The following is a 16,657-nucleotide window of genomic DNA, read 5'->3' as shown; positions in this document are numbered from 1 at the left end:
CTGCTGGTAGACCGTTTGCCGACGCCCTGCGCACCCTATATGGATTCAATATTGCACTTTTGAGTCGGCCGCCGCCGGCCGCCTCGTCATTCTTTCTATTATTGTCTGGATTATTGGGTCCTCAAATGTTCGACGCACGCGAGAAGATTGCGCTCTTTATCGATGGCGCCAATTTGTACGCCGCCGCCAAGGCACTGGCGTTCGACATCGACTACAAGAAGCTGCTGGTCGAGTTCCAGTCCAAGGGCTACCTGATGCGCGCCTATTATTATACGGCGCTGTCGGAGGATCAGGAGTATTCCTCGATCCGGCCGCTGATCGACTGGCTCGACTACAACGGCTACACAGTGGTGACCAAGCCGACCAAGGAATTCTTCGACGCCGCCGGCCGCCGCAAGGTCAAGGGCAACATGGACATCGAACTCGCCGTCCACGTCATGGAAGTGGCCGAGCATGTCGACCATGTCGTCCTCTTCTCCGGCGACGGCGATTTCCGCTCGCTGGTCGAGGCCGTGCAGCGCAAGGGCCGCAAGGTGTCCGTCGTCTCGACGCTTTCGACGCAGCCGCCGATGATCGCCGACGAACTCAGGCGCCAGGCCGACCATTTCATCGACCTGGTGAGCCTGCAGAACCGGATCGGCCGGGATCCGTCCGAGCGGGCGCATCGCAGCGCCGAGCGGCAGCACGCGAGCGGCGGCAATTTCGACGACGAATTCGACGACGAGATCTGAGTACGGGCCTGACTGGTGACTCTGTCTTCCTCGGATCCTGGCCGCGACTGCCCGCTCTGCCCTCGCCTCGTCGCCTTTCGCGAGGAATGGCGCGCCCGGCAGCCGGACTGGAACAACGCGCCCGTCCCTTCCTTCGGGGTGGATGACGGGCGCCTGCTGATCGTCGGGCTCGCGCCGGGCCTGCGCGGCGCCAATCGCACCGGCCGCCCGTTCACCGGCGACTATGCCGGCGACCTCCTGTACCAGACGATGATCGAGTTCGGTTTTGCGCGTGGCGTATTCGAGGCGCGGCCAGACGACAGCCTGACCCCGATCGACACGGCGATCACCAATGCGGTGCGCTGCGTGCCGCCCGAGAACAAGCCGACCACCGACGAGATCCGCACCTGCCGCCCCTATCTCGGCGCCACGATCGACGGCATGCCGCGACTGCGGGCGATCCTCGCGCTCGGCAAGATCGCGCATGACAGCATCGTCGTCGCCCTGGGCGAGAAGATGGCCCGCCGGAAGTTCGCCCACGGCGCGCATCATAATATCGGCAGCCTTACCGTCTTCGACAGCTATCACTGCTCGCGCTACAATACGAACACCGGCGTGCTGACGACGGACATGTTCCGCTCGGTGTTCTCGGACATGCGCGAGTTCCTCGACGCCGACCCGCGCTGACCGCCCCGGCAGGCCCAGCCCCTCTTTATTCCGGCCCAGCGCGACCAAAGTCTGGCCCCATCGAGATGCGATGAGCCTCCGGCACGCGCCGCTTTGCTTCCCTCGACAAGCCAATCGCTTAGCCGTCTCAACCGACCTCCCACGACCCCGCTCGAGGCAGCCGCGCGCGTCGGAGCCCTGTCCTCGTCGCCATTCCCCGCACAAACCCTTGGTTCTGCTTGCCAAACAGCGGGTGCTGTAAAATAGCAACTAAAGCTTACAATCACCCATACATATCGGAAGCTTGGCTGTTTTTGAGTTACGTGAATCATCTTCCCAGCTAAGTTCACCTGACTTTCGAAGAGTGATTTGGAGAAAGTCCTGTCCGTTTCCCATGGGGGGTCACGGACAGCTCATTGGCTGGGGGAACTGGGGCAGCATGCCGCTTCGAAGCGCCTGAATTGGCGCAGCCGGGGCAGCGACGCTTCTTTCGATCCCCTGACAACTAGAGGTCAGGTTTCATGAACTTTAAGTCCATTCTGCTCGGCTCGGCCGCAGCAATCGTGCTCGCAGGCGGCGCTCAGGCTGCCGATCTCACGGTCGCCGAGCCGGTCGATTACGTGAAGGTCTGCGACGCCTTCGGTTCGGGCTTCTTTTACTCCCCCGGCACGGACACCTGCATCAAGATCGGCGGCTACGTCGAGTTCGGCACGTCCTTCGGCGGCGGCGATCGCAGCCCGCTGGACAAGAACGACAACAACAACTGGGGCAACTTCTACACGGAAGTTTCGATCCAGCTGACGGCTTCGTCGGTCACCGAATACGGTAACCTGACCGGCTTCATCGACTACCGCGCCAAGACCGGCAACAAGACCGGCACCGGCAATGACGCGGCCGACTTCATCAACGAGTCGACCAATTCGGCTTACGTCGACAGCGCGTACCTCGAGCTCGGACCGCTCAAGGCTGGTTACTTCACCTCGCTGTTCGACTTCGGTCGCGGCTATGACGACACCGGCATGTTCGGTTCGGATTCGACCACCGATCACATCCAGCTGACCTATGCCGTCAACGGCTTCGGTCTGGCCATCTCGGTCGAAGACCAGCGCGATCGCAGCTCCGTCGGGTACTACATCGACCAGTCCGGTATTACGCGCGGCAACGACAACATCCCGGATATCATCGGCGCCGTCACCTACTCGTCGGGCATCTTCAGCGCGAAGGTCGCTGGCGCTTACACGAAGACGGCCGTTGACTTCAACACGGGCGAAGGCAAGACCGGCTGGGCCGTCGGTGGCGGTCTCGAGGTTGCTCTCGACAACCTGTCGCCGGGCGACCGCTTCTTCGTGTCGGCTGCTTACGGCGACAACGCCAACTCGTTCACGGGTATCTCGGGCGGCACCTCGGTCGTCGGCTCGCTCGGCCTCGACGACAAGCTCTTCTCGGCCGCTTCCGGCTCGAGCTGGAGCGCGCTTGCTTCGTACAAGCACGTCTGGACCCCGCAGCTCTGGTCGTCGCTCTCGGGCGGTTACGCCAGCTTCGACGGCTCGGGCAGCATCGACAACGTGAAGGTCGACGCTTGGCGCGTTGGCTTCAACACCGCCTACGCTCCGGTCAAGGGTCTCGAGCTCGTCGCCGACATCTTCTACACGGACGTCGACATCAAGAACAACCCGATCGCAGACATCGCGAACGACGGCGACTCCTGGACCGCCAACCTGTTCCTGAAGCGCTCCTGGTAATCCAGGTCGCCTCGGCGATATCGCGTCCGGTGGAGCGATCCACCGGACGCCCGAAATGAAGAAGGCCCCGCCGAAAATCGGCGGGGCCTTTTTGTTGCCTGAACGCCAAAACGAAAAGCCCGGCCGCATCGCGACCGGGCTTTCTCCATCTCAATCCGTGGAAGCGAGGGCGCGTCAGCCCTTGTCGCGCATCAGGCGGCCCTTCTCGCGGTTCCAGTCACGCGCCTTCTCGGCCTGCCGCTTGTCGTGCTGCTTCTTGCCGCGCGCCAGCGCGATCTCGACCTTCGCCCGCCCCTTGTCGTTGAAATAGATCTTGAGCGGCACGATCGTCATGCCCTCGCGCTGCACGGCCTGCGAGAGGCGCGCGATCTCCTTCTTGTGCAGGAGAAGTTTCCGCGGGCGGCGCGTCTCGTGGTTGAACTGGTTGGCCTGCAGGTATTCCGGGATATAGGCGTTGAACAGCCAGACCTCGCCGCCCTTTTCGGCAGCATAGGAATCGCCAATCGTGCTGCGCCCGCCACGGAGAGACTTGATCTCCGTGCCGGTCAGCATGATGCCTGCTTCGTAGGTCTGGCCGATCTCGAAATCGTAGCGTGCGCGTCGATTGTCGGCGGCAAGCCGATAACGCGGATCGCCGGTGCCGCTACTCATGATTCATTGCCTTCAGTTGATCAGGCCCGCATGCGCAAGGGCGCTGCGGATGGCCGTCTTGGTGGGGTCGGAGATGCCGACCAGCGGCAGGCGGACGCGGTCTTCCATGCGGCCGAGCAGCGACAGCGCATACTTCACGCCCGTCGGGTTCGGCTCGATGAAGATCGCGTGATGCAACGGCATCAGCCGGTCCTGATAGGTCAGCGCGCGGGCGAAGTCACCCGCCATGCAGGCCTCTTGGAACTCCGCGCAGAGACGCGGCGCGACGTTGGAGGCGACGGAGATGCAGCCATGGCCGCCATGCGCCATGAAGCCGAGCGCCGTGCCGTCCTCGCCCGAAAGCTGCAGGAACTCCGGCCCCATCGCCTGACGCTGCAGGCTGACGCGGTCGAGCTTCGCCGTCGCGTCCTTGACGCCGATGATGTTCTTCAGCTCGAACAGGCGCGCCATGGTCTCGACCGACATGTCGATGATCGAGCGCGGCGGGATGTTGTAAATGATGATCGGAATGCCGATGGCGTCGTTGATCGCCTTGTAGTGTTGGTACAGGCCTTCCTGATTGGGCTTGTTGTAGTAGGGCGTGACGACGAGGACGGCGTCGGCGCCGGCCTTCTCGGCATGGCGGGCGAGGTCGATCGCCTCGGCCGTGTTGTTCGAACCGGCACCGGCGATCACCGGGACGCGGCCGCCCGCAACCTCGATGGTGATCTCGACGACGCGCTTGTGTTCCGCGTGCGACAAGGTCGGGCTTTCGCCGGTCGTGCCGACGGGCACGAGACCGTGGGTACCCTCGGCGATCTGCCAATCGATGAAGGAACGCAGCGCGTCCTCATCGACCGAACCCTCTCGCATCGGGGTGACCATGGCCGTGATCGAACCCTTGAACATCGCGCGCTTCCACCTTTTGCCGTCAATTGGCCGAATTCCGCCCGGATCATGACCGATGGCGGATCGGTCCAACATGCTTTGTTTTGTGCTCTAACTTGGGCGGCGAACATAATCGCTGCCCCTTGGCAGGGCAACACCTCCGCATTGGACGGGAGGTTGCGTCAAGCCTTTGTTCACCATGACCGCGTAGGGTCGACGCGTGCTTGTATGAGTTGGTGTGCGTCGAGCGGGCTTCGTCAGAGCGCTATCGGGATATTCGTCCAGGATGGAGCTGCCGGAGGTGCGGAACGAAACGGGAGGTGATGACATGGTGATGAAAGCGGATCGCAGCTGGCAGCGTCGCGGATGGATGCTGACCCAGGCAGCAGGTTGCGCTCTGATCAGCCTTGGCATCCTGGGCGACGCCATCGCCTCGACCACGCCCCTTCCCCGCTCCAACCCCTCCCGCGGCGCCGACGTGTCCGGGGAAATCATCACCTCCGGCATCACCCCCGTCGCCAAGCCGTCGCGGCCGGCCAATGCCGGCGCTGCCTCGCAGGCAAACGATCTCGTCGAGCGTCTTTCGCCGAGCCAGCTCGGCCTTGACGCCGCCCTGAAGCTCATCGACAGCGGACAGATCGGCAAGGCGCAGGCGCTCGGCCGGATGATGCCGGACAAGACCAACCAGGACATCATCGCCTGGCTCGTGGCCCAGAGCGGCAGCCCGGATGTCCCCGTATCGCAGATCACGCAGGTGGCGCAGGAGCTCTCCGATTGGCCGGGACAGGCGCTGCTGCGCCGGCGCGCCGAGCAGGCGCTGACGCGCATGAACGCCGATCCTGCCACCGTTATCGGCGCCTTCGGCGGAACCCAGCCGGGGTCGGACGAGGGCACGCTGCTGCTGCTGCGCGCTTATGTCGGCGCGGGCCGCACCAAGGACGCCGCCGCCCTGCTCCGCCCGAAGTGGCGCAAGGATTCGTTCTCGCAGAGCACCGAAGCCACGATCCTGAAGGAATTCGGAGGGCTGCTGACCACCGCTGATCACAAGACGCGGATGGACAAGTTCTTCTACGATAACGACGCGGCTGAGGGCCTCGCCATGGCAAAATTGCTGGGTGGCGACATCCAGCAGCTGGCGGCGGCCCGCGCGGCCGTGATCCGCAAGGACAAGAACGCCGGCGCCCTGCTCGAGAAGGTGCCGGCGCGCCTGCGCAAGGATCCGGGCTACATCTATTCCAAGGTGCAGCACCTGCGCCGGGGCGAGAACTACCGCGAGGCGGCCGCCCTGATGCTGACGGCGCCGCGCGACGGCGCAGCCCTGGTCGATCCCGACGCCTGGTGGATCGAACGGCGCGTGCTCTCGCGCGAACTGCTCGATCTCGGCAACGCCAAGCTCGCCTACAAGCTGGTATCCGAACATGCGGCCGAATCGAGCAGCAACCAGGCCGATGCCGAGTTCCACGCCGGCTGGTATGCGCTGCGTTTCCTGAACAGCCCCGCCGTCGCCCGCCGGCACTTCCAGGCGATCCAGCAGGTCTCGAGCATGCCGCTGAGCCAGTCGCGCGCCGAGTATTGGCTCGGCCGCACGGCGGAAGCCCTGGGCGAGAAGGCGGAGGCCACCGCGCAGTACCGCCTCGCCGCCGCCTATCCCACGACCTTCTACGGCCAGCTCGCCGCCTCCAAGCTCGGCGTCAAGCAGCTGAAGCTCTCGTCGCCGCCGACGGCGGACAGCGCGCTCCAGAAGCGCTTCAACAGCCGTCCGATGGTCCAGGCGGCGCAGCGCTTCGCCGCTGCCGGCTACAATGACCGCTCGCGGGCCTTCTACGTCCGGCTTTCCGAGACCCTGACCAATCCGGCCGAGATGGCGCTCCTCGCCCAGATGGCGGAAAAGCGGGGCGACCACCAGCTGGCGCTGCAGGTCGGCAAGAAGGCCTATACGCGCGGCCTGCCGGTCGAGACCCTCGCCTTCCCGACCGCGGCGATCCCGCGCTCGGTGAAGACCACCAGCATCGAGAAGTCGATCGTCTACGCCATCGCCCGCCAGGAGAGCGCCTTCAATCCCGGCGCCGTCAGCCATGCCGGCGCGCGCGGCCTGCTCCAGCTGATGCCCGGCACCGCCAAGGTCGTGGCCAAGGCGGCCGGCCTGCCCTATTCGCTGGATCGACTGACCAGCGACGCCGGCTACAACGCCACCATCGGCGCGGCCCACCTGGCCGAGCTCGTGAACGGCTTCAACGGCTCCTACATCATGTCGTTCGCCGCCTACAACGCCGGCCGCAGCCGCGTTACCAAGTGGGTTCAGCAATATGGCGACCCGCGCGATCCCAATATCGACGCCGTCGACTGGATCGAACGGATCCCCTTCAGCGAGACGCGCAACTACGTCATGCGCTGCATGGAGAACCTGCAGGTCTACCGCGCCCGCCTCGGCGAGCCGGCGCTCGTGATCAACCGCGACCTCAATCGCGGCGGCCGCAGCTAGCCAATTCTCAAGGAAACCTGACCGGACGGGCCCCATCCCGTCCGCGCTATGCGGATCATCGTGGCGTGCCTCTCGCGCATCGCCGCGTCACGGCTCGCGGCGATGATCCGCCGAATTCTCGGAGTTTTCCCCCTCACGCGGCCCGGGTTCGGGCGATGCCGGCTCCTCGACTGCTGCCACGACGACTGCCGCGCCCGTCTCGGATGGGACCGGGGATGCCGCGCGATCGCTCCCGGCGGACTTCCTGCGTCTGGCGCGGGGCTTTGCCTGCCGGGCGTCGCCATCCTTGCTCTCCGCCCGCTTCTTGCGGGCCGGCTTGGCCGGCGCGTCGCCAGTCGCCGCCTTGTCGTCCTCAGGCTCCTCAGTCGGGGCCTGCTCCTGCAGCGCCGCCGTTTCCCCCACCGCCTCTGCTTTCCCCTTCGACCGCTTCGGGCGCGATTTCGGCTTGGCGGCCACTGGGGCCTTGCGGACGCGCTCGGGCACGACGATCGGCTCGTCGGAGCTGGCGAAATGCATCGCCTGCCCGACCCAGTCCTTGCTGACGATGGCATCGCCGACCTGCAGATAGGCGGCGATCCAGGCCACCTCCTGCGGCGTCCAGGAAGCGATCTGGCTGAAATGATAGATGCCGACCTCGGCAAGGCGCCCGGCATGGCGCTTCGTCAGGCCGACAATGGCATGCAGCGGGTCGGCAACGCCCTGCCGCGGCCCCGGCAGGGAAAGAGGCTGGAAGCCGCTGGCATCGCCATGCGAGGCCGGATCGGATGCTGTCGCCGGATCGAGGTGGGCGTAGGCGTAGGAGACGGGCGGCAGCAGCTCGGCTTCGGCCAGCCTTTCCGACGGGAACGGATCGATCTCGACAGGCCCCGACGCAAGCGATTCCATGACGGGATGGACCTCCGGGATGACCGGAACCGGGCTGAAGTCCGGCGGCGGAACGGGAACCGTCTGCGGCAGGATGGCCGGCACAGTGCCGCGCCAGGGCAACAGGATGCGCTCGAGCGCGCGGACCACCCGATCGATCCCGCGAATGAGGCTCGCCTGCGCGCGGTTGGCGCCCGTCAGCGCGATCGCCCGATGGAAGATCGATCCGACCAGGGCTCCCAGAATGAAGCAACCGGCGAGCGCCGCCCAGATCTCCGCCGCGTGCAGGATCATGGCGCGGTGCCTCCATCGGATGAATGCGCGCGGCGGCTTGAGCCGAGCGCCCACCAGCCGACCAGGAAGCCGAGGCCGCCGGCCGCCGCCAGGAATGGCCAGTAGTTCACGATCACATAGGCCATGCCGCCTCCTACTGTCCGACGATGCCGAATTCGATGCGCCGGTTCTGCGCTCGCCCGGAAGCCTTCGAGTTCGACGCGATCGGCCGGCTGCTGCCATAGCCGATCGGGTTGAGACGCTCGCGCCGGACGCCATCGGCGACCAGGTGGTCGACCACGGCATTGGCGCGCTCGACGCTCAGCGCCTGATTCTTGCGCGTCCCGCCCTGCGAATCCGTATGGCTACCGATTTCGACCGTCGCGATCGGGCAGCGCTGGACGATCGCCGCGATCCGGTCGAGAAGGCCGTAGCTGCCGGGCAGGATCCGCGCCGTGCTGCCGTCAAACTGCACCTTCTCGCGGTCGGCTTCGGCGCGCAGGGCCAATTGGCATTGCGGGCCCGTCAACGGATCGCCTCCGACGGCGACCATCAGCGACGAGGCGATCTCGAATCCCGGCGGCAGGTCCGACTTGACCGTCGCCTCGATCGCGCCGCGCGCGCCCTCCGACACCGCCACCCCGGACAGCGAGAGTTTCTGGTCGACGAGGTCGAAGCGCCCGCCCTGCAGGCGGCTCACTGCTTGCAGCGCGACGTCGACCGCCTCGACGAATCCGTCCGGCGCGCCGCCGGCGAGCAGCAGCCGCAACTCGATCCTGTCGGAGCCGAATTTCGGACGCGCCACCGCGACGATCTTCTGCACGACCTCGTCGGTCGGGACATAGCCGCTCAGCGTCAGCGTCTCCGAGCCGCGCGCCGCCGCGAAGACAAAGGGCGACACGGCGCCCGGCGAGACCGCCGAACGGCGCAGCTCCATGCTGGCGGGCAGGATCTTCTTGAGCGCCTCGGTCAGGCTCGAATAGGCGGCCGAGGACGAGGCCTCGCCGACGATGTCGTATTTCCGGCCGGTCAGCGACACGAAGCCCTTGTCGAGCTGCGCCAGCTGCGTCAGCGCGAATTTGAGCGCGCCGATCCAGTCCATCTTGGGATCGCCGTCGGCGACGCGAACGTGATCGACGATCGAATGCTCGGGAAAGAGCTTCGCCGCCATGCCGAGGACCTCGTCATGCGCCGCCACCGACGGCACATAGCCGGTCAGGACCAGGCTGTCGCCGGTATGATCGGCCCGCCAGACATAGGGATCCACGGCGGCCGGCAGCAGATCGATCGTGCCGATGCCGATGCCGACCGGCCGCTTGCTGCGCCGCGCCTCGATCTCGGCAAGCGCCATCTCGTAGTCGGCAACCGTCTTCGCCTTGGCCTCGACGGAGAGCAGCGATCCGTCGATGACGATGCGACCTTGGCTGAAGCGGGCCAGCTGGTAGGCGGAGAACACGGCGGCGAAGGCGAAGCCATCCGGCACGCCGGAGGCGAGCTGCGTGGTATCCTCCACCGGCGTTCCCGGCAGCGCGGTTGCGAGCGCGTCGGCGATATCCCGCCGGACCGCGACGGAGGGCACGAAGCCGCTGAGCTTGACCGAGGTGCCGTCATAGTCCGCGACCCAGGAGAAATTCTCGCTTCGCGGCGGCAGGACCCGGACGTTCCGCAATTGCCCACCCGCCGGCACGCCCCCGGACAAGGCCTGGGCCGCCAGCGCGAAGTTCGCCTCGTCCCGCGCCGTGCCGTCGACGGACAGGCTGGAGCCGGTCAGCGTCACCGTGCCGATATCGAGCTCGGCGAGCCGCTGCAGCGCGAAATCGACGAGCGCGAGGTAGCCGGAGGGCTGGCCCCGCGCCAGGACCAGGGTGCCGTCCAGCGTCACGGAGGGCAGGACACGGGCAACGGATGCCAGCACGGCCTGCCGCGCCTCTTCGGAAGGAGCGTAGCCGGTGATGGCGACGCCGCTCGCGGTGCGGGTCGCCGACCAGATATAGGGTGACTGGAGCGGGATGATGCCGCTGCCGTCGACCACCCGGTCGACGCCCCAGACGCGGCCGGCCGATTCGACGGCGAGGCGCTGCGCCAGCAAGGTCGGCGACGTGCCCATGACGGTGACGGAACGGCCGCTCACCTTGCCGGTTGCCCAGGGCTGGCCGTCGATGGCCAGCTGCGCGTCGACACGCTCGCCGATGTCGCGCGCGACCCGGCCGGACGTCATGAACAGGGCGAGAAGCGTCAGGATCGTCACGATGACGAGGCCGGGAATCAGGCACAGGCGCCATGCGCTCATCGCCGAAACACTCCCGGCGTCCGGCGCGCATCGGCAGGCAGCCTCGACAACCAGGCTGACAAGGCGCGTTGCGTCGCGCTGCTTTCCATGTCGCCTCCCTCCCGATCGCCGGAACCCGTGCCAGAGAAGGCTCCGGTTCGGCTGACGAGTGCTGGGGACGATCCTCGCCGAATTGGCCGAGGCGCCGCAAGCGCATGTAAGCCGTCATCCCCGGCAAGCTTGCCCGGGCGACGATGCAAATGGGGTGTGTTGCTCGAATGTCGGGCGCGAACCGCGCGCTTACTGGACGCTCGGCGGGTTCTTGCCGATCCAGTCATCCGCCATGGCAAGGGCGGTGCGTCGCTCCGTCTCCGTCGCGACGGAGAAGGCCTGTTCCTGCAGCTTCTGGATCCAGCCGTCGGTCGCCGGGGCGCGATCCCGCGCGATCGTCAGGAACATGAGGCCGACGACCGGCTGCCGCGTGACGCCGTCGCCTTCGAACAGCATGTGCCCGAGAAGGGCCTGGGCGCCGACATTGCCCTTGTCGGCGGACAGCTTGGCCCAGCGAGCGGCCTGGCGCGGATCGCGGTCGCCGCCCTCGCCGTCATAATACATGCGAGCGAGATTGAGCTGGGCGTCGGAGTCGCCGAAATAGGAGGCAGCGTAGGAGAACATCTGCCGGGCGCGACCGAAATCCGGCTGGACGCTGTTGGGGATGCCATCGCGATAGTAGGAGCCGAGCGCGACGAACGCATTGGATACGAAGCGCGCGGACGGCGCGTTCGGATTGTCGTCGGCATGGGCGTCGGCGACTTCGCTGAACAGCTCGAAGGCCTTCACGTCGTTCTTGGTGAGGCCGTCACCCTCGGCATACATCCGCCCGAGCTTCCACTGGGCGACCGCGTGGCCCTTGTCGGCGGCAAAGGTCAGCGCCTCGACCGCCGTCGTCTTGTCGCCCTGCTTGTAGGCGTTGAAGCCGAAGCGGAACGCCTCCACCGGCGTCGCGTTGCGGTCGAGCGTACGGGCGTCGAGGGCCAGCGCCTGCCCCGACCACGCACCGAGCCCGGCCAGGACGGACATGCCAAATAGGGCGACGCCGCCGAACGCGTTACAGAATCGCATTGCACGTCATACCATGCTTGCCGCCCGCGCCCGCCGACGGCCAAAGGGCCATCAGGGTCGTCGAAGCGAAGTTCTCTTTCCGTTCCGCGACGTCGCGGAAATTTCGATTTCCGGAAATATGGGACTGGTTTCGGGCGAATCCGAGGCGGTTGCAGGCGCGTTTGACTACGCGCGCCATCACAGCTCCGTGTACCGCTGAAGACCAACAAGATTTTGTGCCGACAATACGCAAGGTTTGTCCTATCCGCCCCCGGATGAAAGCGACGGTCGTTTCACTTTATGGCTGAAAGGCGGCAATTGCGGCGGGCCGGTAGCCCCGGCGGCGAGATGCGAAACCAGTGTTGCGGGACCGCAACATGGAATCGTAGCGGTACCGGGCGATACGTCGTCAGGGTTGTCGGCCGGCCTGGCACCGGAAAGCGGCCAGCGGCTGGCGCCAGAATGAACAAACAAGGAACACACTCGCGCCCTCGCATGAGGCGTGGCAAAATTCCGTCTTGATTCGCCGCCTCCATCACGCCATTGCACGGGCCACACAACAACGGATGACCATGGCAGAGATCGACGACCTATTCGGAGCCGGTGGAACCGCGCGCGCAGTGAAGCCGGCGGAGCCGCCCCGCGAAGAGGCCGCCCCGCGGCGCACGGCGGCGCCGCCCGCGGCCGAAGGCAGCTATTCCGCCGCCGACATCGAGGTCCTCGAGGGGCTCGAGCCGGTGCGTCGTCGCCCCGGCATGTATATCGGCGGCACCGACGAGAAGGCGCTGCATCACCTGTTCGCCGAAGTGATCGACAATTCGATGGACGAGGCCGTGGCCGGCCACGCCACCTTCATCGATGTCGAACTCTCGGCCGATGGCAGCGTGACGGTCACCGACAATGGCCGCGGCATCCCGGTCGACCCGCATCCGAAGTTCAAGGACAAGTCGGCGCTCGAAGTCATCATGACGACGCTGCATTCCGGCGGAAAGTTCGATTCCAAGGTCTACGAGACCTCGGGCGGCCTGCACGGCGTCGGCGTCTCCGTGGTCAATGCCCTGTCGGAACTGCTGGAAGTCGAAGTCGCGCGCGGCAAGCGGCTCTATCGCCAGACCTTCTCGCGCGGTCATCCGACCTCGACGCTCGAGGCGGTCGGCGAGGTGCATAATCGTCGCGGCACCAAGACCCGCTTCAAGCCGGATCCGCAGATCTTCGGCGCCGAGGCCCATTTCAAGCCCTGGCGCCTGTTCGCCATGACCCGCTCGAAGGCCTATCTGTTCGGTGGCGTCGAGATCCGCTGGACCTGCGCGCCGGAACTGCTGGATCCCGAGGGCGCGACGCCGCCGTCGGCCGTCTTCCACTTCCCCGCCGGTCTGAAGGACTTCCTGGCGGCCGAGCTCGGAGCCGAGAAGACGATCACGTCGCAGATCTTCGCCGGCCGCACCGACAAGGCGAGCGGCCACGGCGCGGCGGAATGGGCGATCGCCTGGTATCCGGGCGACGGCTATGTCCGCTCCTACTGCAACACGATCCCGACGGCGGAAGGCGGCACGCATGAGCAGGGCCTGCGCATGGCGCTGCTGCGCGGCCTCAAGGCCTATGCCGAGCTCTCCGGCAACAAGCGCGCCGCCGCGATCACCGCCGAGGACGTGATGACGTCCTGCGCGGCGATGCTGTCGGTCTTCGTGCGCGAGCCGGAATTCGTCGGCCAGACCAAGGACAAGCTGTCGACGGCGGAAGCGACGCGCATCGTCGAGAAGGCGATCGGCGATCCCTTCGACCATTGGCTGGCGGCGGCGCCGCAGGAAGCCTCGCGCCTGCTCGACTGGGTCATCGAGCGCGCCGAGGAACGGCTGCGCCGGCGGCAGGAAAAGGAGGTCAACCGCAAGACGGCGGTGCGCAAGCTGCGCCTTCCCGGCAAGCTGGCGGACTGCAGCCAGAGCGCGGCCCAGGGCAGCGAGATCTTCATCGTCGAGGGTGATTCCGCAGGTGGCTCCGCCAAGCAGGCGCGCAATCGCACCAGCCAGGCCGTGCTGCCGCTGCGCGGCAAGATCCTCAACGTCGCCAATGCCGGCCGCGAGAAGATGGCGCAGAACCAGCAGTTGGCTGACCTGATGCAGGCGCTGGGCGTCGGCGCGCGCACGCACTATCGCGACGACGATTTGCGCTACGACAAGGTCATCATCATGACCGACGCCGACGTCGACGGCGCCCACATCGCCTCGCTGCTGATCACCTTCTTCTATCGCGAGATGCCGTCCCTGATCGACAAGGGCCACCTCTATCTCGCGGTGCCGCCGCTCTATCGCATCAGCCAGGGCGGCAAGACGCTCTACGCCCGCGACGACCAGCACAAGGAAGACCTGCTGGCGACCGAGTTCAAGGGCAAGGGGAAGGTCGAGATCGGCCGCTTCAAGGGCCTCGGCGAGATGCTGCCCGGCCAGCTCAAGGAGACGACGATGGATCCCGGCAAGCGCACCTTGCTGCGCGTCGGCATCGTTGACGGCGATATCTCGCTCACCCAGGATGTCGTCGAACAGCTGATGGGCAACAAGCCGGAGGAGCGTTTCCGCTTCATCCAGGAGCGCGCCGTCTTCGCCAAAGAGCTCGATATCTGAACGCGACACGGGATTGTCGCGGTTCGACGCCAAACTCGTTCAGGGACCTTTTGCCTGTCCCCGGGACCGCTCGATGCGGATCCCGTTTCAAGGAGGTTCAGAGATGACCGTTCGCGCGCTTTTGACGGCTTGCATCCTTACCGTGGCGACGGTCGCTCCCCTGCGCGCCGATCCGATCGCCGACAGCGTGGCCGCCATCGCCACCTCGGTTCAGGAGGTCCGTACGGCCGGCACCTGGGAAAAGGACGGCACCAAAGGGGTCTATCGCGTCGTCGTCGTGCGCAGCGGCCCCGAGCCGGTAGCGCGGCTGTTCGTGCAATGGCTGGCGAGCGGCGCCGACGGCGCGTTCACGGTCACCCGCACGGTCGACATCAAGGAATTGATCGAGCTGAAGCAGAATATCGGCGACTTCGTCATCGAGGCGGACGACGACGGCCTCAGCATCTTCCTGGAGATGATCAATCCGGCCGCCGATGGCGCGCGGGAGAGCTACGAGCTCTTCATCGGCGACGACGACAGCTATCGTTTCGGACCGGCCAGCAACTGACCTCCCGGCCGCGACAGCGAGGGAAATCGGCCCTTTTCGCCGAAACATTTGACAAGTCCACGCAAAATCTCGTATTTGCGTGCATCTTTCATCGATGGTGATGTGCTGGTTTGCCGTCCCGTCGGGCTCTGGGCCCTTTTTCAAAACATGACCTTCTCTACGCTCGGACTGAGCCCCAAGGTGTTGGCTGCCGTTGAGGCAAGCGGATACACCACGCCCACGCCGATCCAGGCAGAGGCGATCCCGCATGTGCTCTCTCGGCGCGATGTCCTCGGCATCGCCCAGACTGGCACGGGCAAGACCGCGTCCTTCACGCTGCCGATGATCACGCTGCTGGAGCAGGGCCGCGCCCGGGCGCGCATGCCCCGCACGCTGATCCTGGAGCCGACCCGCGAGCTCGCGGCGCAGGTCGAGGAAAACTTCAACAAGTACGGTCAGAACCACAAGCTCAACGTGGCGCTGCTGATCGGCGGCGTGTCGTTCAACGACCAGGAAAAGAAGCTCGACCGTGGCGTCGACGTCCTGATCGCGACGCCCGGCCGCCTGCTCGACCATTGCGAGCGCGGCAAGCTGCTGATGACCGGCGTCGAGATCCTCGTCATCGACGAGGCGGACCGCATGCTCGACATGGGCTTCATCCCCGACATCGAGCGCATCGCCAAGCTGATCCCCTTCACGCGCCAGACGCTGTTCTTCTCGGCAACCATGCCGTCGGAGATCCAGCGCCTCGCCGACACGTTCCTGTCGAACCCGGTCCGCATCGAGGTCGCCAAGCCGGCCACGACCGCGAAGACCGTGACGCAGGTCTTCGTGCATACCGGCCGCGAGGCGTTCGACAAGCGCGAGACTCTGCGCGAGCTGATCCGCGGCGCGACCGACCTGAAGAACGCGATCATCTTCTGCAATCGCAAGCGTGACGTCGCCGTCCTCGCCCGCTCGCTCGAGAAGCACGGCTTCTCCGTCGGCGCGCTGCATGGCGACATGGACCAGCGGGCCCGCATGGCGACGCTGGACGCGTTCAAGAACAACCGCCTGACGCTGCTGGTCGCCAGCGACGTCGCCGCGCGCGGCCTCGACATCCCCGATGTCAGCCACGTGTTCAATTTCGACATCCCGACCCATGCGGACGACTATGTCCACCGCATCGGCCGCACGGGCCGCGCCGGACGCTCCGGCACCGCCATGACGCTCGTCGCCCCGTCCGACCAGAAGTACCTGGCCGCGATCGAGAAGCTGACGGGCGACGGCGTGACCTGGATGAACGAGGTCCAGCCGGTAAGCGCCTCGGACGAGGCGGCTCCCGCCGGTCGTGGCCGTGGTCGCAAGTCCGACGACTCCCGTGGCGAGCGCAAGCCGCGCGGCGGACGTTCGTCGCGTCAGCAGGACAAGCCCCGCGCCGAGGCCACCGTCGAGGCGACCACGGAGGCGCAGGACGCCCCGGTCGCAGAGCCGGCACCGCGCGAGCGCAAGGCCGAGCCGGCTCCCCGTCGCGAGCGGCAGGAAGCCCCGCGCCAGCAGGACGCCGCCCGCCAGCAGGAAAATCCGCGCCGCGAGCGCGATCAGCGTGACCGCCCTGCCCGTTCCGATCGTCGCGATCGCAACGACAATGACGAGAAGGTCATCGGCCTCGGCGATCACGTGCCGCAGTTCCTGCTGCGCCCGGTCCGCGCGCCGTCCTCCTGATCAGCCCATATCGGCTGTCCGCCATGCCTCCGATCCCGCGAGGCATGGATATCTGGGCGATCCGCTTCCCGGACGCCCCCTTCGGCATATGATGCCACGAAGCGCACCCAGACCGCCCGCAGGCGCCCGGTCGCTTCCCTTCCCAAAAAGTTCAGATTGATCCGGCAGAAGGCGCAGCTGCTCT

The 16,657-nt window shown here is 66.2% G+C and carries 14 protein-coding genes; 7 read left to right on the top strand and 7 right to left on the bottom strand.

Annotated features, from left to right (window positions below; translation table 11 throughout):
* Window positions 1-125 precede the first annotated feature (125 nt).
* The 3 genes from K32_RS08665 (at window position 126) to K32_RS08655 (ending at window position 3,118) form a co-directional block, all read left to right on the top strand.
* Entirely contained in the window at window positions 126-731 is a 606-nt protein-coding gene (locus K32_RS08665) for an NYN domain-containing protein (RefSeq protein ID WP_201403629.1), read from the top strand.
* 15 nt (window positions 732-746) lie between these two features.
* Window positions 747-1,397 carry a uracil-DNA glycosylase gene (locus tag K32_RS08660; RefSeq protein ID WP_211201077.1) on the top strand — a complete coding sequence of 217 codons (651 nt, stop codon included), beginning with the start codon at window positions 747-749 and terminating at the stop codon, window positions 1,395-1,397.
* 500 nt (window positions 1,398-1,897) lie between these two features.
* The gene (locus K32_RS08655) at window positions 1,898-3,118 is read left to right on the top strand and encodes a porin (protein WP_201403628.1); all 1,221 of its coding nucleotides are present in this window, start codon (window positions 1,898-1,900) and stop codon (window positions 3,116-3,118) included.
* 174 nt (window positions 3,119-3,292) lie between these two features.
* On the opposite strand, the gene smpB is transcribed toward K32_RS08655, so the two are convergent.
* On the bottom strand, window positions 3,293-3,769 hold the full coding sequence (gene smpB / locus K32_RS08650) for an SsrA-binding protein SmpB (RefSeq protein WP_201403627.1): 477 nt from the start codon (window positions 3,767-3,769) through the stop codon (window positions 3,293-3,295).
* 12 nt (window positions 3,770-3,781) lie between these two features.
* Complete coding sequence (gene dapA / locus K32_RS08645; protein WP_201403626.1) at window positions 3,782-4,657, bottom strand: 4-hydroxy-tetrahydrodipicolinate synthase; 876 nt, start codon at window positions 4,655-4,657, stop codon at window positions 3,782-3,784.
* Window positions 4,658-4,964: 307 nt separating this feature from the next.
* On the opposite strand from dapA, the gene K32_RS08640 reads away from it, so the two are divergent.
* Window positions 4,965-7,118, top strand: coding sequence for a lytic transglycosylase domain-containing protein (locus K32_RS08640; RefSeq protein WP_201403625.1), 2,154 nt, complete (start codon window positions 4,965-4,967; stop codon window positions 7,116-7,118).
* Window positions 7,119-7,205: 87 nt separating this feature from the next.
* Here the strand turns inward: K32_RS08640 and K32_RS08635 are convergent, their stop codons facing one another.
* From K32_RS08635 to K32_RS08620, 5 genes are all read right to left on the bottom strand, one after another.
* Window positions 7,206-8,276 (bottom strand): hypothetical protein, encoded by a 1,071-nt coding sequence (locus K32_RS08635; RefSeq protein ID WP_201403624.1) that lies wholly within the window; start codon window positions 8,274-8,276, stop codon window positions 7,206-7,208.
* On the bottom strand, window positions 8,273-8,401 hold the full coding sequence (locus tag K32_RS25015) for a hypothetical protein (RefSeq protein ID WP_256434778.1): 129 nt from the start codon (window positions 8,399-8,401) through the stop codon (window positions 8,273-8,275). The genes K32_RS08635 and K32_RS25015 overlap by 4 nt, the downstream gene beginning before the upstream one ends.
* A gap of 8 nt (window positions 8,402-8,409) precedes the next feature.
* Complete coding sequence (locus tag K32_RS08630; RefSeq protein ID WP_201403623.1) at window positions 8,410-10,545, bottom strand: OmpA family protein; 2,136 nt, start codon at window positions 10,543-10,545, stop codon at window positions 8,410-8,412.
* A gap of 279 nt (window positions 10,546-10,824) precedes the next feature.
* Window positions 10,825-11,646 (bottom strand): tetratricopeptide repeat protein, encoded by an 822-nt coding sequence (locus K32_RS08625; RefSeq protein WP_201403622.1) that lies wholly within the window; start codon window positions 11,644-11,646, stop codon window positions 10,825-10,827.
* On the bottom strand, window positions 11,633-11,824 hold the full coding sequence (locus K32_RS08620; protein WP_201403621.1) for a hypothetical protein: 192 nt from the start codon (window positions 11,822-11,824) through the stop codon (window positions 11,633-11,635). The genes K32_RS08625 and K32_RS08620 overlap by 14 nt, the downstream gene beginning before the upstream one ends.
* Window positions 11,825-12,197: 373 nt before the next feature.
* Between K32_RS08620 and parE the strand changes: the two genes are divergently transcribed.
* From parE to K32_RS08605, 3 genes are all read left to right on the top strand, one after another.
* The gene (gene parE / locus K32_RS08615) at window positions 12,198-14,243 is read left to right on the top strand and encodes a DNA topoisomerase IV subunit B (protein ID WP_201403620.1); all 2,046 of its coding nucleotides are present in this window, start codon (window positions 12,198-12,200) and stop codon (window positions 14,241-14,243) included.
* Window positions 14,244-14,346: 103 nt separating this feature from the next.
* Window positions 14,347-14,790, top strand: a complete 444-nt coding sequence (locus tag K32_RS08610) for a hypothetical protein (protein WP_201403619.1) — start codon at window positions 14,347-14,349, stop codon at window positions 14,788-14,790.
* A gap of 147 nt (window positions 14,791-14,937) precedes the next feature.
* Entirely contained in the window at window positions 14,938-16,473 is a 1,536-nt protein-coding gene (locus K32_RS08605; RefSeq protein ID WP_201403618.1) for a DEAD/DEAH box helicase, read from the top strand.
* The last annotated feature ends 184 nt before the right edge of the window (window positions 16,474-16,657 follow it).

The organism is Kaistia sp. 32K (assembly GCF_016629525.1).
Lineage (GTDB): Bacteria > Pseudomonadota > Alphaproteobacteria > Rhizobiales > Kaistiaceae > Kaistia.
Note: the sequence above shows the minus strand (reverse complement) of the source record. Positions and strands in the feature narration are given on the sequence as shown.

Excerpts from the sequence above, each read along its gene's own strand:
- K32_RS08665 (WP_201403629.1), top strand. The coding sequence starts at position 126 with ATGTTCGACGCACGCGAGAAGATTGCGCTCTTTATCGATGGCGCCAAT.
- K32_RS08655 (WP_201403628.1), top strand. The coding sequence starts at position 1,898 with ATGAACTTTAAGTCCATTCTGCTCGGCTCGGCCGCAGCAATCGTGCTC.
- smpB (WP_201403627.1), bottom strand. The coding sequence starts at position 3,769 with ATGAGTAGCGGCACCGGCGATCCGCGTTATCGGCTTGCCGCCGACAAT.
- dapA (WP_201403626.1), bottom strand. The coding sequence starts at position 4,657 with ATGTTCAAGGGTTCGATCACGGCCATGGTCACCCCGATGCGAGAGGGT.
- K32_RS08640 (WP_201403625.1), top strand. The coding sequence starts at position 4,965 with ATGGTGATGAAAGCGGATCGCAGCTGGCAGCGTCGCGGATGGATGCTG.
- K32_RS08635 (WP_201403624.1), bottom strand. The coding sequence starts at position 8,276 with ATGATCCTGCACGCGGCGGAGATCTGGGCGGCGCTCGCCGGTTGCTTC.
- K32_RS25015 (WP_256434778.1), bottom strand. The coding sequence starts at position 8,401 with ATGGCCTATGTGATCGTGAACTACTGGCCATTCCTGGCGGCGGCCGGC.
- K32_RS08630 (WP_201403623.1), bottom strand. The coding sequence starts at position 10,545 with ATGAGCGCATGGCGCCTGTGCCTGATTCCCGGCCTCGTCATCGTGACG.
- K32_RS08625 (WP_201403622.1), bottom strand. The coding sequence starts at position 11,646 with ATGCGATTCTGTAACGCGTTCGGCGGCGTCGCCCTATTTGGCATGTCC.
- K32_RS08620 (WP_201403621.1), bottom strand. The coding sequence starts at position 11,824 with ATGGCGCGCGTAGTCAAACGCGCCTGCAACCGCCTCGGATTCGCCCGA.
- parE (WP_201403620.1), top strand. The coding sequence starts at position 12,198 with ATGGCAGAGATCGACGACCTATTCGGAGCCGGTGGAACCGCGCGCGCA.
- K32_RS08610 (WP_201403619.1), top strand. The coding sequence starts at position 14,347 with ATGACCGTTCGCGCGCTTTTGACGGCTTGCATCCTTACCGTGGCGACG.
- K32_RS08605 (WP_201403618.1), top strand. The coding sequence starts at position 14,938 with ATGACCTTCTCTACGCTCGGACTGAGCCCCAAGGTGTTGGCTGCCGTT.